Origin of the sequence: Pseudomonas sp. Wu6 (genome assembly GCF_019891515.1) — a bacterium.
GTDB classification, from domain to species: domain Bacteria; phylum Pseudomonadota; class Gammaproteobacteria; order Pseudomonadales; family Pseudomonadaceae; genus Aquipseudomonas; species Aquipseudomonas orientalis_A.
In genome coordinates, this window is record NZ_JAFLXH010000051.1 from 15,045 (window position 1) to 27,291 (window position 12,247).

The following is a 12,247-nucleotide window of genomic DNA, read 5'->3' on the forward strand; positions in this document are numbered from 1 at the left end:
CGAAAAACCACAGGCGCCGCGTTCAATCAGGAAACACACGTTACCGTTGACGTTTTTCGCGAGCAAGCTCGCTCCTACAGAGGGCGATGTACGCTTAACTGAACGACATTACGACTCAAGGTCGGGCTTTGGCACAGCAGGTTCAGGTATTACATCAGCACATGACCTTGATCCTGGATAATTGCATCGTCCAGCGCCTCCAGCAGCGCCTTGCGCACTTTCAGCTTGGTCTGCTTGTGCGCATTCATATTGATCTTCTTCAACTGCCGCGCCGCTTCCAGTGCCGCCGCGTGCAATTCTTCCGGCGCCACCACCTTGTCGAGGAAGCCCGCCTGCAAGGCGCCTTGCGGGTCAAACATCTCGGCATTGATCACCGAGCGATGAAACGCCGACTTGCGCAGACGGTCCCGCGCCAACTCGATACCGGCGTGGTGCATGGTCATGCCGATCGCCACTTCATTCAGGCCGATGCTGAACGGGCCCTCAACGCCAATCCGATAATCCGCCGACAACAGCAGGAACGCGCCCTTGGCCACCGCATGCCCAGGGCATGCCACGATCACCGGGAACGGATGCGACAACAGGCGACGCGCCAGCGTCGAGCCGGACGTCACCAGGCCGATGGCTTCTTTAGGGCCGGCCGTCATCACTTTCAAATCATAACCACCCGACAGAATGCCCGGCGTGCCCGTGATGACCACCACTGCCCGATCCTGCTCCGCCTGATCCAGCGCCGCATTGAACGCACTGACCACTGCCGGCGAAATGGCATTCACCTTGCCGTTGCTCAGGGTCAGGGTCGCGATACCGTCTTCGAGATGGTAGGCAATCAACTCACTCATGACGCGGTTCCTTATAGGGCTTGTTATAGAAGAATGCAGCAAACGTTACCCAGCGCGCCCGCGCGGGTAAAGCGCCGTGACTGACTGCCCAGTCAGGCTTTCGCGTGACACCCGGCAGTAGAGCGCCTGAAGCAGGGCACCACAGCCAGCGTAGACCATCCCAATCCATGCCCGAGATTGGCACAATCGCCATCGCCCGCAGACCCCGTTCCGGCATAACCGTCTAACCGCATGAAAATTCTGAAAAAAACCTTTGCCATCAGAAAGGCTTTCGACTACATTAGCGCGCCTCGACAGACTGAACTGGTTTGCCGAGATACGGTGAAGTGTCCGAGTGGCTTAAGGAGCACGCCTGGAAAGTGTGTATACAAGAAATTGTATCGAGAGTTCGAATCTCTCCTTCACCGCCACATTATTACGAAAAAGCCCCGTTTTACGGGGCTTTTTTGTGCCTGCTGGTTTTGTTCCGCCATCTGCCCAATTCGGGCTCTGTAGCGCTTTATCCAGACATACAGGCGGCTATGCGCCTACACACCCGGACGAGCCGTCTCAGCCCTGCGACGCACTGGATCGTCTTCGCCAATACCGCACCACTGCCGCCAGGGCCACCAGTGCTACCACCGCGAGGAAGATCGGCAGGCGATACGGCTTCAGGTCGCCAAAGAAATGCTGCAATGCTTCGCCGGCCCAATAGCCGGCGCCGACGAACAGGGTGGCCCAGATTGCCGCACTTGGCACATTGATCAGGGCGAACTTCCAAGGCGATAGTCCACTGGCACCGATCACGATGGGCCCCACCAGGCGCATGCCGTAGAGAAAGCGCACGGTGAATACCGAGGTCGTCGGATAGCGATGGATAAGGTTCTCTACCCGTTCGATGGCTGACTGATGACGTTTGAGTTTGGGCAGCAGGCGCTGCCCGGAATAACGTCCGGTCCAAAACAGCAGTTGATCGCCGAGTATCCCGCCTGCAGTGGCCCACCCGATCACCTGCAGCACTTGCAAAGTGCCTTGGTGCGCAGCCATTCCGCTCAGGATAAGAACGGTCTCGCCTTCGAGCAGGCAGCCCAGGAAGATTACCCAGTAGCCGTAGCCAGCGATCAGCGCATTTAGATCAAGATGTTCGAGCACGGCGTATTCCTTGTCGCTTGGCACGGAAAGGCCGCGCCGGGATTCTTCGCGTTTCCTTTGAGGTATCCGTCAGCAAAAAGGTTTCGACAATGTGGCCAGCGCTTCTGGCCGCCGTTCTATTCGGTCATACGGGAGGCGGGATGAATGCGCGCGTTCACGGCCGTTGGATGCCTGCTGCGGATTAGACAGCAGGCACCACAGGACGGTACTTAGCGAGCAATCATCCCGGCAGCTTGTTCGGTCGCTTCAGTCGTACGCGTTGCCAGCTTGCGCACTTCGTCTGCAACGACCGCAAAGCCGCGACCCGCTTCGCCCGCGCGCGCGGCCTCAATTGCCGCGTTCAGTGCCAGCAGATTTGTCTGGTTGGCAATGCTCTGAATCGTCCCGACGATCTGTGACAATTGGGCGATGTTGTTCTCAAGCGTCCGCTGGTGCTTGACCTCAGTGTGCCGCAGCGCCTCCTGCTCATGCTGCAAGTGGACATCCACGAGGGCACCTACTACTCGAAGGGGTGAGCCGCTGGAGTCGCGGCGGGTCTGGCCTCGCGCTCTGAACCACCGATACTCGCCGCTCTTCATCTTCAGGCGATACTCGATATCAAAAGGCGTTTTACCCGATCGGTCGTTCAAATGAGCACCAAATGCGTCGAGGCTTTGTTCCTTATCATCCGGGTGTAGTCGGGATGCCCAGCTGTCCAGGACATCCGGGAACTCCTCCACCGTTTCAAATCCAAGCAGCCGCCGGAACTGCGGAGACCACCAGAAAGGGTTCTTTGGATTGACCGGGTCTCCCGCGATGACTTCCATATCCCACAGACCGTCCGAGAGCATCTCCCTGGCCAGTTCAAATCGGGTGATGATGACGTCGTGCTCCTGGTCTCGCTCAAGCTGATCATGGATATCACGCAGAGAACCCGCGACGCGTAGAGGCATCCCCCGATCATCCCGTAAGGTCTCTCCCTGGGCATAGAACCAACGGTAGGAACCGTCCTTCATGGCTAGGCGATTTTTCACTTTATACGGTGTGTGCCCGGATTTATCGTTCAAGTGGCGGGCAAAAGCGTCGAGGGTGGCTTGCTTGTCCTGTGGATGCAGGCGGTCGGCCCAGCTGGCTAACACATTTGGGAAATCGCGCTCATCGTTAAACCCCAGAAGGTTTCGCAGTTGCTGAGACCACCAAAAGCGATTTTTGGGATTCACCGGGTCGCCAGCGACGACCTCCATATCCCAGAGCCCTTCACTGGAGGCGCGGTTTACAAGATCAAACCGCACCTCGTGGGCATGCGCGGATGACGCAGCTTCGCGAAGCAGCTCACGGGCTGCCTCCAGTTCCTGCTCAAGCGCATGGATACGGGACTGGGAGTCGCGATCAAGGGAGTCAAAAGCCTTCCAGGCATCGAGGACAGCCGCGCGTTCAGCGCACCCGTCTACTTGTGGCGGTACCCGGCGGGTGATTGCAGCAACCAATTGTTGAACAGCGCGACGATCACGGCGCATTTTGAAGACATTAATCATGAAGATTGGACTCGTAGATGTTGCGGGCCCTATCCATGGCACCTTGCCATCTATATCGTCATGAGCGAAAAAAACTGTACACGATTTTTGATTTGTACATGATCTGATGAGCGTGCCCTGGAGATCGGTGGTCCTTAACGCTCCAGGCGTGCTGCGGTCGCTTGAAAAGTAAACAAGCCCCTGATACTGCGAAAAATCAGGGGCTTCGTTATTTCTGCAGTTTGAAAATCTGGCGATTCAGGTCAGGCGCACGGCATGTCCATCCGCCGCCCTATGACGTCCAGCAAATCGCAGCCGTCGCGCAACGGAATTGAGCAGAGCAGTGCGAAATCGCTGAGTACGACAGCATCGCTGCTGATCTCACTGCGTAGTGCGAGGTTCTCAAGGACTTGGGTAACGGCGCGAAGTCGATAGGTTGCAGCGTCGAGAAGTATTTCCAGCGGGGCGGTGGTGTCGACAAAAAGGGCAGGGGTGGCGCTGTCGTTGTTGGTGAGGGCTATGTAGTGGTTCATATGTGCAACTCCGGTTGTCAGAGGAAAGCAGCCACACATTTGTCGCCAAACAAAAGGTGGCAGCTGTACGCAGGTTGGCGAACCGGCACAATCGGAAAAACCGGCAGACCCGAAGGTCTCCCGCGCACAGCTACCGTCGAGCAGCTTATCTCGCTTGCCAGGCTCAGCGCTCTGGCAACCTGATACTTATTGCGCGGTTTTCAACTTGATCACATCACCGGAGATCTTGGTGGTGTAGCCATTGAGGACCCAGGCCCAGAACCATTTTTCCTGGATTTGGGTGTTGATCATCGCGTCGCCGCCTTTGGCCTTGATGGCTGCATCCTGAGCGCGGACGAAGCGGCTGTTCTGGCCGATCGGGATAACGCCCAGCAGCATGATGCCGGTGGCGCTGGCTTCGCTGTGGCCGAGCACGGTGTATTGGCTGGCGTCGTATTGCTGGGTTTTCATGGCGGTGCCGGTGCAACCTGCCAGGGTGAGACCAAGAACGGCTGCGGCAACTACTTTACTGACGTACTTCACACGTAACTCCATGGGCTGAATCTCGAGACTCAATTCTCGAGGCGCGACACTTTAAACGCTCATATGGCGGATTGAAATCAGCTAGCCAAGGTTTGTGATGACAGTCAGGTCGCCATCGGGGCAAGCCCGAATGCCAGTCAGTTAAGGCTTTTTGTAGGAGCGAGCTTGCTCGCGAAAAACTCACAGGCACCGCGTTCATTCAGAAAGCACGCGTTATCGTTGACGTTTTTCGCGAGCAAGCTCGCTCCTATACAGACTGGTTCCAGGCCAAGCCCCCTCCCACCGTCAGAGATGCAGCCACGCCAGGCTGCCGAGTACCACGGCCACGCCACCGGCCGTGTACGCCATGCGCTTGAGCCATTCCTTGCGCGTGAGCAAGGTAATCGCCGCCAGTGAGATCGCGATCTGAATCGCGGTCATCGCCTGGGCCCAGCGATGGTGCTGGTGCAGCGCTTCTTCGGATTTGCGGTCCCATTCCAGGGAAGTGGCTTCAAGCTTCTCGGCTTGTTTGCGCACCTCTTCTTTCTGGCTTTTATAGCGCTGGATTTCATCGTTGTAGTGGGCGGCATCCACGCCGGGAATATGCGTGGCCAACTCCGCCAGGTTCTGGCGGCTGGATTTGGCCTGGTAGTAATTCCACTGGTTGGCGGCTTCGGTCTTGATGATCGCGGCGTTGTTCTTGTCCATCGCCGCTTCGCTTTCGCTGGAGCCGGCCTGGTAGCTGAGCATGGCGCCGACGGTGGCCATGATGGCGGTCATCACCGCGATACGACTGGCAAAGGTATCGCCTCGACCGTGGGCCTGTTCGGTGGTGTGTTCGAGGTGCTTTTCGTGGGGGCTGGGGACTTCGAAGGCTTCGGACATGGCGGCGTCTACGAGGGGGCAGAGGGAGCCTGATTCTTCACCAGTGCGGCTGTCTCAAGCCTGTCGATAACGTCGGATCAGGTGCCCATACAGCGCAATATTGACCAGCAGCACCAGCGCACCCAGGCCCAGTTGGATCTGCGGCGTGAGCCCGGCCGGGTAGATCAGCGCGAGGATGTAATGTTCGATGAAGCCTGCGCCATAACCGTCTTGTCCGGCCAAATAGCGCAACAGGTTTTCCCAGCGGGTGAGCGGGCAGGGCAGGTGAAACACCTCGACGGCAACGCCCCAGGCCGCTGCGGGCAGGTGCAGCCAGATGAGCGGTCGCCATTTGAGCACCAGCAGGCTACCGAACAGCACGAACAGGATGAAGCATAAATGGAACAGCACCAGGCTGTCGGCGGCTAGACGATAGAACATGCTTGGGTTCGCTTTGAAGGCGTCGAAGGCGCGGGCTTTGGGGATGAGGTTATAACTCAAGTTGACAGGCATTTATGCCAAGGGCCTTGGCGATTTTTTCCCGCGTGGTTCGACGTGGTTTGGTGACCGCTTCTTGCTGGGCGAATGCCGATTGTGAAATGCCCAGGCGCTTGGCAACTTCATCCTGGGTGAGGTTCAAGTGCTCGCGCCAGGCGCGTATGGGTGTCGCTCCCTCTACCAGGCGGCTGACGACAGCGTGGGGAATCAGGTCCGGGTCGTTTTGCCGGGCCAGGTAATGTTCATAGGGGATCACCACAAAGGCTGGCTTGCCCTCGATATTGTGGATGATCTGTACGGCAGTAGGTTCGTTCGTCACGTTTTTTGACCTCTTGAATGCTGACCACATGGATGTCGCCGTCCCAGTCGAAAAGGACGCGATAATTACCCACCCGCAACCGATAGCCGTGTGGATGGTTAACCAACGCCTTGACGTTGACTGCATCCGGCATGCGCTCAAGCGCTGACACCGCATTGCGTACCTGTTGCTGATGGTAGGTATGCAGCTGAAGCAGTTGTTTGACCGATTTGCGGGTCCAGTGGATCGAATTCATTGGAGGTTAATAAGTCTTTTATAAGGTTTGCAAGGTGCATTTTCAGCGCATGGTCGAAGGCGGATCTCTATTCACTCACAAACTCTAGACAGGCGCCGCGCACGCCTGCCGGTAAAACTGTTGCGTGGTATGAATGCTCTATAGAGGTATCACCAAGGTTGCTCGCAGGCAGCCGGGCCCGCTATTGTGCTGAATCCTTTTAGTCTTCCCCCCGGGGTTTCTGTTGTGATGAACGCACCGCGTACCGCTGTCCCGATCAAGGCTGTGATTTTCGATATGGACGGGTTGTTGCTGGATACCGAAGGCATCTACACCGAAGTCACGCAAATTATTGCCGAACGCTACGGCCGTACCTATGACTGGAGCATCAAGCAGCACATCATCGGGCGCGGTGCACAGGACCTGGCCGACTATGTCGTCAAGGCGCTGGACCTGCCGATCACACCGGCCGAGTTTCTGGAGATTCGCGAGCCGTTGATGAGCGAGCGGTTTCCCAAAGCCCTGGGCATGCCGGGCGCCGAGGCGCTGGTGCGGCATTTAAAGGCGCATAACATTCCGATTGCCGTGGGTACCAGTTCGTCGCGCAACTCGTTCGGCCACAAGACGACGTTGCACCGCGAGTGGTTTGGCCTGTTCGACACCATCGTCACTGCCGACGACCCGGAAGTCGGCGCCGCCAAGCCTGCGCCGGATATCTTCCTCACCGCTGCGCGTCGCCTGGGCGTGGCGCCTGGGGATTGCCTGGTGTTCGAGGACTCGCCATTCGGCGTGACGGCGGCGAAAGCGGCGCACATGACCGCCATCGCCGTGCCCGATGAAGCCATGGCCGACAGTAAATATCAGCATGCCGACCAAATCATCCGCAAACTGGCGGACTTTGATCTGGCGGCCTATGGCTTGCCCCCCATGTCCTGATTCAGCACAGGGCTGAAAATGTGGGGGGGCTTGCCAGTCAGTTAAGCGTACACCGCCCTTTGTAGGGGCGAGGGGGGCGCCTAGCTCTTGCTCGCGAAGAACGTCAACGAAAACGCGTGTTTTCTGAATGAACGCGCTGCCTGTGAGTTTTTCGCGAGCAAGCTCGCTCCTACAGACGGCATTAGGGCAAGCCTATGCAGTGTCGTAAAAACCTCAGGCGCTGAACCCCCCATCGATGGTCAGGCTGGCACCGGTGATATAGCCCGCTTCCGGCCCGGCAAGATAGGCCACAAAACTGGCAATCTCCTCCACATGGCCATAGCGCCCCACCGCCATCAACCCGATCAAACTCTCGGCAAACTCACTGTTCGCCGGGTTCATATCCGTGTCCACCGGCCCCGGTTGCACGTTGTTGATGGTAATCCCCCGTGGTCCCAGGTCGCGTGCCAAACCCTTGGTCAACCCTACCAGCGCCGCCTTGCTCATCGCGTACGGGCCACCGCCGCCAAACGGCATGCGCTCGGCGTTGGTGCTGCCGATATTGATCACGCGGCCACCTTCGACCATATGTTTGGCGGCTTCCTGGGTGGCAATAAAGACGCTGCGCACGTTGATCGCCAGGGTCTGGTCGAAATCTTCCAGCGTGAAGTCTTCCAGCGGGGCGATAGCCAGCACGCCGGCGTTGTTCACCAGGATATCCAGGCGCCCGAAGGCCTCGACGGTGGCGTTGACCGCCGTGCGAATCGCTGTGGCATCGGCGCTGTCGGCGTGGATTGCCAGGGCTTTGCCGCCTGCGCTGATCACGCTGTCCTGCAAGGCTTGCGCCTTGGCGGCCGAACTGACGTAGGTAAAGGCAACGGCAGCGCCCTGCGCGGCCAGGCGCTTGACGATGGCCGCGCCGATGCCACGGGAACCGCCTTGAACCAAGGCGACTTTGCCAGTGAGGGTTGCAGTAGTCATGTCGATCTCCACGTAGTTGATGAGCCGAGTATCGGCCTCACGGGACCAGGCCGGTAGAGCGTGATTGCTATAGTCTGTGTAAACCAAAAGTTTAGAGTGGCGGGTCATGGAGAGCTTTGGCAGTATCGAATGCTTTGTACGCAGCGCCGAGGGCGGCAGCTTCGCCGAGGCTGCGCGACACCTCAGCCTGACGCCGGCGGCGGTCGGTAAAAGCGTGGCCAAGCTGGAAGCGCGCCTGGGCGTCAGGCTGTTTCAGCGCAGCACCCGGCGCCTGACCCTGACCGAAGCCGGCAAGCTGTTCCTGGGCGAAGTCAGCGGGAGCCTTACCACGATTCAGAACGCCGTGGCCAACCTGGCCAGCGCCGAGGGGCGACCGGTGGGCACGCTGAAGGTGAGCATGGGCACGGTATTCGGCAATCGCTATGTGATGCCGTTGCTGGGTGAATTCATGCGGCGCTTTCCGGCGATCAGCCCGGATTGGCACTTCGATAACCGCCAGGTGGACTTGATCGGCCAGGGCTTCGACGCCGCCATTGGCGGCGGCTTTGAACTGCCCCAGGGCGTGGTGGCGCGCACGTTGACCCCGGCGCACCGGGTGCTGGTGGCGTCGCCGGCTTATCTGGCGCAACACTCCGCAGTGCATGCACCCGAGGATTTGTCGCGCTGCCACGGCATCCTGATCCGCTCGCCGCAGACAGGCCGGGTGCGCTCATGGCAACTGACCCACCGCGAGCGCGAGCACAGCCCGCTGCTGCTCAAGCCCGTCATGACCATGAGTGATTCCGAAGCCGCCTGCTGCGCCAGCGCCCAGGGCCTGGGCATTGCGCTGGTCAGCCTGCCGATGGCCGTGCCGTTCCTCGACAGCGGCGCGGTGGTGCGGGTGTTGCCGGACTGGTATGTGGATGACGGCAATATCTCCATCTACTACGCCGAGCACAAGTTGCTGCCCGGCAAGACCCGGGCGTTCGTGGATTTTGTGATTGAGCAGTTCGCCGAGCAGCAATTGGGCCGCAGATTCAGTGCGGTCGCAAAGTAAACAGAATTCCAAGTGTGGGAGGGGGCAAGCCCACTCCCACCGTTGATCTTCAGTGGCCGAATTTGCCGGGCCAACCGATGATTTTCTTCGGCCTTGGCGCCGCATAGGTCCTGACCTTGGACGTCGACAACCCCAACCGCACCAGCGACTCAGCGATCGTCACCGCCGCCGTCACCCCATCCACCACCGGCACCCCGGTGCGCTGGCGAATCTGCTCGTCCAGCCCGGCCATGCCGCCGCAGCCCAGGCAGATCACTTCTGCCTTGTCCTCAAGGATGGCCAGTTCCGCCTGGCGCACGATCGCTTCCATGGCCGCCACCGGGTTTTCTTCCAACTCCAGCACCGCCATGCCGCTGGCCCGTACCGAGGCGCAGCGCTGGTACAGGCCGGCGAGTTTCAGCCGGTCTTCGATCAGCGGCACCGTGCGGTCCAGGGTGGTCACCACCGAGTAGGCATGACCCAGGAACATCGCCGTGCTGGCCGCGGCTTCGGTGATATCCACCACCGGCACGTTGAGCAGCTCCTGCAAGCCTTCGCGGCCATGCTCGCCGTATCCGGCCTGGATCACCGCATCAAACGGCTGATCGTAGGCCATCACGCGGTCCATGACGGCGATGGCGGCCAGGTAGCTTTCAAAGTTGCCCTCCACCGACTCGGCGCCGAAGTAGGGGGTCAGCCCCACAATCTCGGTGCCCGGCGAGGCCACGCTTCTGGCCTGCTCAGCGATGGTCTGGGTGATGGATTCGGTGGTGTTGACGTTGACCACGAGGATGCGCATGGAATGTCCTTGTTTAATGACTGACGTTATCGACGGCAATGCTTTCGCCGCTGACATCGGCGTAGAACGGCTGGCGCTTGGCGATCAGCAGGTACAGCAACCCTGCAATACCGGCGCCAAACAGCCAGGAAAACGGCGAGACGCTGGCAAACCCGGGCAACAACGCCAGCAGGATGGCGATGACCGCTGCCGGAACGAACGCCGCCACCGCGCGCAGATTCACGCCCCGGCTGTAGTAATAAACCCCCTGCGCGTCTTCGCTGTACAGTTGCGGCACATCCACCTGGCTTTTGCGGATCAACCAGTAGTCGACCATGATCACCCCGTACAACGGCCCCAGCAGTGCGCCCAGGCCGGACAGGAAATACACGATCACCAACGGGCTGTTGTAGAGATTCCACGGCAAGATCAACACCGCGACGGTAGCGCTGATCAACCCGGCGCGACGGAAGTTCAGGTACTTGGGCGCCAGGTTGCTCAACACGAACGCCGGGGCGACGAAGTTGGCCATGATGTTCACCGCCACCGTGACGATCAGGAAGGCCAGGCAGCCGAGCACGAGAAAGAAGGTATTGGGAATGGAGGCGATGATTTCGGTCGGGCTTTCGATCACTCGGCCGTTGAGCTGGAACTGCCCGCCGCACAGCAGCACGGTGATGGCGGCGAACACCAGGATATTCACCGGCAGGCCCCAGAAGTTACCCACCTGGATCGTCCTGCGGCAGGGCGAGGAGCGTGCGAAGTCGCAGAAGTTGAGGATCAGCGTGCCGTAGATCGCCAACCACAGTGCGCCTCCGGCAAAGATATTGCGCCACATCTCGCCGCCGCTCAGCGGTTCGCGGATCGACCAGGCAATGTGGCCGCCTGCCTGGAAGTACATCCAGCCGGCCAGCGAGGCCACGGTGAGCAGAATCACCGGCCCGGCGAATCCTTCATAGCGACGTACCATTTCCATGCCATAGGCAAGGATCACCAATTGCACCAGCCAGATCGCCACGAAACACGCCCAGCCGAGCGATGACAGGCCGAGAATCGAGTTGTGGTCGTAGTCGGCAAACCCTGGATGAATCGCCGTCAGCAGCACCCGGAAAACCACCGATGCCAGGTAGGTCTGGATACCGAACCAGGCAATCGCAATCACCGCACGGATCAACGCCGGAATCTGTGCGCCATGGATACCGAAGCTGATACGGCTGATTACCGGGAACGGCACGCCGGTCTTCTGGCCCATGTAACCCGACAGGTTCATGAAAAAGTACACCAATGCCGCGCCTATCCCCAGTGACAGCAGAATCTGCCAGCCACCCAGGCCCAATGCATACAGGCCGATGGCGAATGAATAGTTGGCGATGTTGTGCACGTCATTGGTCCACAGCGCAAAGATGCTGTAGCGCCCCCAGCGACGCCCTTCGGCCTTGGTCGGCGCCAGGTCCTTGTTGTGCAGGCGTGGGCTGAGCACCAGCGGGCCGGGGCTGGCGGCCTCGGGATTCAGAGCGGAGGAGGGCAGATCCAATGCGACGTCATGGGAGAGGCTAGTACGCATTCCGGCGGGCTCCAGCACATCCGCAGCAATGCGGCAGATGGCAAAGTGTATGTAGATTTTGTATTTATTGTATACAAAGCGTAAATACTCTTAAGCCACATGCGTGCCAGCTTTGGATCTATGAAAACCGTGGTTAATTTCGTTTTTATTGGTTGTTGGAATAAATGGCTGAATTTAAAGCGATATAAATTGACCGATCGAACAGCTATTTATTTTATTGAGGAGGGGGATCGATCTGGGAGAGCAAAAAATTTTAGAAAGGAAGTGTTACGTTTTGGTGCGCTTCAAGCAAGATTGCACACATAAATGGCACCGATGGTTACAGGCGTGTGTACACATCAAGGGAAAAGGCGAGTCCAATGTGGGAGGGGGCTTGCCCCCGATGGCGGTGTATCAGTCACAGGTAAGCTGGCTGACATACCGCTATCGGGGCATAGCTATACACAACTCAGCAGCGCCCAACCGTAACCACGATGCGAAGCGAGCCACTCTTGATCTTGATCTGCTTGTGATCTCAGGCGCCCCGTTAAACCACGCTGGCCGAACGCAGGCTTGAATCCGTGGGTAACCCGGCAGGACGCCGGGTTAGCCGCACTGGG

The 12,247-nt window shown here is 59.0% G+C and carries 12 protein-coding genes, 1 tRNA gene and 3 pseudogenes; 3 read left to right on the top strand and 13 right to left on the bottom strand.

Features of this window, described 5'->3' with window-relative positions:
• Nucleotides 1-149: 149 nt before the first annotated feature.
• Nucleotides 150-842, bottom strand: coding sequence for a crotonase/enoyl-CoA hydratase family protein (locus J1G34_RS24745; RefSeq protein ID WP_065895451.1), 693 nt, complete (start codon nucleotides 840-842; stop codon nucleotides 150-152).
• 320 nt (nucleotides 843-1,162) lie between these two features.
• Between J1G34_RS24745 and J1G34_RS24750 the strand changes: the two genes are divergently transcribed.
• Nucleotides 1,163-1,252: transfer RNA gene (locus J1G34_RS24750), tRNA-Ser, on the top strand.
• A gap of 139 nt (nucleotides 1,253-1,391) precedes the next feature.
• Here J1G34_RS24750 and J1G34_RS24755 read toward each other — a convergent pair.
• The 9 genes and pseudogenes from J1G34_RS24755 to J1G34_RS24790 form a co-directional block, all read right to left on the bottom strand.
• Nucleotides 1,392-1,973, bottom strand: a complete 582-nt coding sequence (locus J1G34_RS24755; protein WP_065898167.1) for a DedA family protein — start codon at nucleotides 1,971-1,973, stop codon at nucleotides 1,392-1,394.
• 218 nt (nucleotides 1,974-2,191) lie between these two features.
• A pseudogene (locus J1G34_RS27755) lies at nucleotides 2,192-2,428 on the bottom strand (methyl-accepting chemotaxis protein); the annotation flags it as partial.
• A gap of 36 nt (nucleotides 2,429-2,464) precedes the next feature.
• A pseudogene (locus J1G34_RS27430) lies at nucleotides 2,465-3,487 on the bottom strand (PAS domain-containing protein); the annotation flags it as partial.
• A gap of 242 nt (nucleotides 3,488-3,729) precedes the next feature.
• The gene (locus J1G34_RS24765) at nucleotides 3,730-3,999 is read right to left on the bottom strand and encodes a short-chain dehydrogenase (protein WP_065937035.1); all 270 of its coding nucleotides are present in this window, start codon (nucleotides 3,997-3,999) and stop codon (nucleotides 3,730-3,732) included.
• Between the two features lie 186 nt (nucleotides 4,000-4,185).
• Nucleotides 4,186-4,521 (bottom strand): hypothetical protein, encoded by a 336-nt coding sequence (locus tag J1G34_RS24770; protein WP_057721162.1) that lies wholly within the window; start codon nucleotides 4,519-4,521, stop codon nucleotides 4,186-4,188.
• 285 nt (nucleotides 4,522-4,806) lie between these two features.
• Nucleotides 4,807-5,385 carry a DUF4337 domain-containing protein gene (locus tag J1G34_RS24775; RefSeq protein WP_065895448.1) on the bottom strand — a complete coding sequence of 193 codons (579 nt, stop codon included), beginning with the start codon at nucleotides 5,383-5,385 and terminating at the stop codon, nucleotides 4,807-4,809.
• Nucleotides 5,386-5,439: 54 nt separating this feature from the next.
• Nucleotides 5,440-5,805 (bottom strand): DUF2784 domain-containing protein, encoded by a 366-nt coding sequence (locus J1G34_RS24780; protein ID WP_065895468.1) that lies wholly within the window; start codon nucleotides 5,803-5,805, stop codon nucleotides 5,440-5,442.
• 49 nt (nucleotides 5,806-5,854) lie between these two features.
• Nucleotides 5,855-6,211 carry a helix-turn-helix domain-containing protein gene (locus tag J1G34_RS24785; RefSeq protein ID WP_065937032.1) on the bottom strand — a complete coding sequence of 119 codons (357 nt, stop codon included), beginning with the start codon at nucleotides 6,209-6,211 and terminating at the stop codon, nucleotides 5,855-5,857.
• Nucleotides 6,165-6,416, bottom strand: a pseudogene (locus tag J1G34_RS24790) (type II toxin-antitoxin system RelE family toxin); the annotation flags it as partial. The gene J1G34_RS24785 and the pseudogene J1G34_RS24790, both read right to left, overlap by 47 nt.
• A gap of 228 nt (nucleotides 6,417-6,644) precedes the next feature.
• Here J1G34_RS24790 and J1G34_RS24795 point away from each other — a divergent pair.
• Nucleotides 6,645-7,331, top strand: a complete 687-nt coding sequence (locus J1G34_RS24795; RefSeq protein WP_065937031.1) for an HAD-IA family hydrolase — start codon at nucleotides 6,645-6,647, stop codon at nucleotides 7,329-7,331.
• Between the two features lie 213 nt (nucleotides 7,332-7,544).
• Here the strand turns inward: J1G34_RS24795 and J1G34_RS24800 are convergent, their stop codons facing one another.
• Nucleotides 7,545-8,291 (bottom strand): 3-oxoacyl-ACP reductase family protein, encoded by a 747-nt coding sequence (locus J1G34_RS24800; protein WP_065895445.1) that lies wholly within the window; start codon nucleotides 8,289-8,291, stop codon nucleotides 7,545-7,547.
• Between the two features lie 106 nt (nucleotides 8,292-8,397).
• Here J1G34_RS24800 and J1G34_RS24805 point away from each other — a divergent pair, with 106 nt between their 5' ends.
• On the top strand, nucleotides 8,398-9,327 hold the full coding sequence (locus J1G34_RS24805) for a LysR family transcriptional regulator (RefSeq protein ID WP_065898138.1): 930 nt from the start codon (nucleotides 8,398-8,400) through the stop codon (nucleotides 9,325-9,327).
• A 49-nt stretch (nucleotides 9,328-9,376) separates the two neighbouring features.
• On the opposite strand, the gene J1G34_RS24810 is transcribed toward J1G34_RS24805, so the two are convergent.
• Nucleotides 9,377-10,105, bottom strand: coding sequence for an aspartate/glutamate racemase family protein (locus J1G34_RS24810; protein WP_065895443.1), 729 nt, complete (start codon nucleotides 10,103-10,105; stop codon nucleotides 9,377-9,379).
• A 13-nt stretch (nucleotides 10,106-10,118) separates the two neighbouring features.
• Nucleotides 10,119-11,648: an NCS1 family nucleobase:cation symporter-1 gene (locus J1G34_RS24815; protein WP_065895442.1), complete on the bottom strand. Its 1,530-nt coding sequence runs from the start codon at nucleotides 11,646-11,648 to the stop codon at nucleotides 10,119-10,121.
• Nucleotides 11,649-12,247 lie beyond the last annotated feature (599 nt).

Bases quoted from the DNA above. Each gene is read 5' to 3' on its own strand.
- J1G34_RS24745 (WP_065895451.1), bottom strand. From the start codon at position 842: ATGAGTGAGTTGATTGCCTACCATCTCGAAGACGGTATCGCGACCCTG.
- J1G34_RS24765 (WP_065937035.1), bottom strand. From the start codon at position 3,999: ATGAACCACTACATAGCCCTCACCAACAACGACAGCGCCACCCCTGCC.
- J1G34_RS24775 (WP_065895448.1), bottom strand. From the start codon at position 5,385: ATGTCCGAAGCCTTCGAAGTCCCCAGCCCCCACGAAAAGCACCTCGAA.
- J1G34_RS24780 (WP_065895468.1), bottom strand. From the start codon at position 5,805: ATGTTCTATCGTCTAGCCGCCGACAGCCTGGTGCTGTTCCATTTATGC.
- J1G34_RS24785 (WP_065937032.1), bottom strand. From the start codon at position 6,211: ATGTGGTCAGCATTCAAGAGGTCAAAAAACGTGACGAACGAACCTACT.
- J1G34_RS24795 (WP_065937031.1), top strand. From the start codon at position 6,645: ATGAACGCACCGCGTACCGCTGTCCCGATCAAGGCTGTGATTTTCGAT.
- J1G34_RS24800 (WP_065895445.1), bottom strand. From the start codon at position 8,291: ATGACTACTGCAACCCTCACTGGCAAAGTCGCCTTGGTTCAAGGCGGT.
- J1G34_RS24805 (WP_065898138.1), top strand. From the start codon at position 8,398: ATGGAGAGCTTTGGCAGTATCGAATGCTTTGTACGCAGCGCCGAGGGC.
- J1G34_RS24810 (WP_065895443.1), bottom strand. From the start codon at position 10,105: ATGCGCATCCTCGTGGTCAACGTCAACACCACCGAATCCATCACCCAG.
- J1G34_RS24815 (WP_065895442.1), bottom strand. From the start codon at position 11,648: ATGCGTACTAGCCTCTCCCATGACGTCGCATTGGATCTGCCCTCCTCC.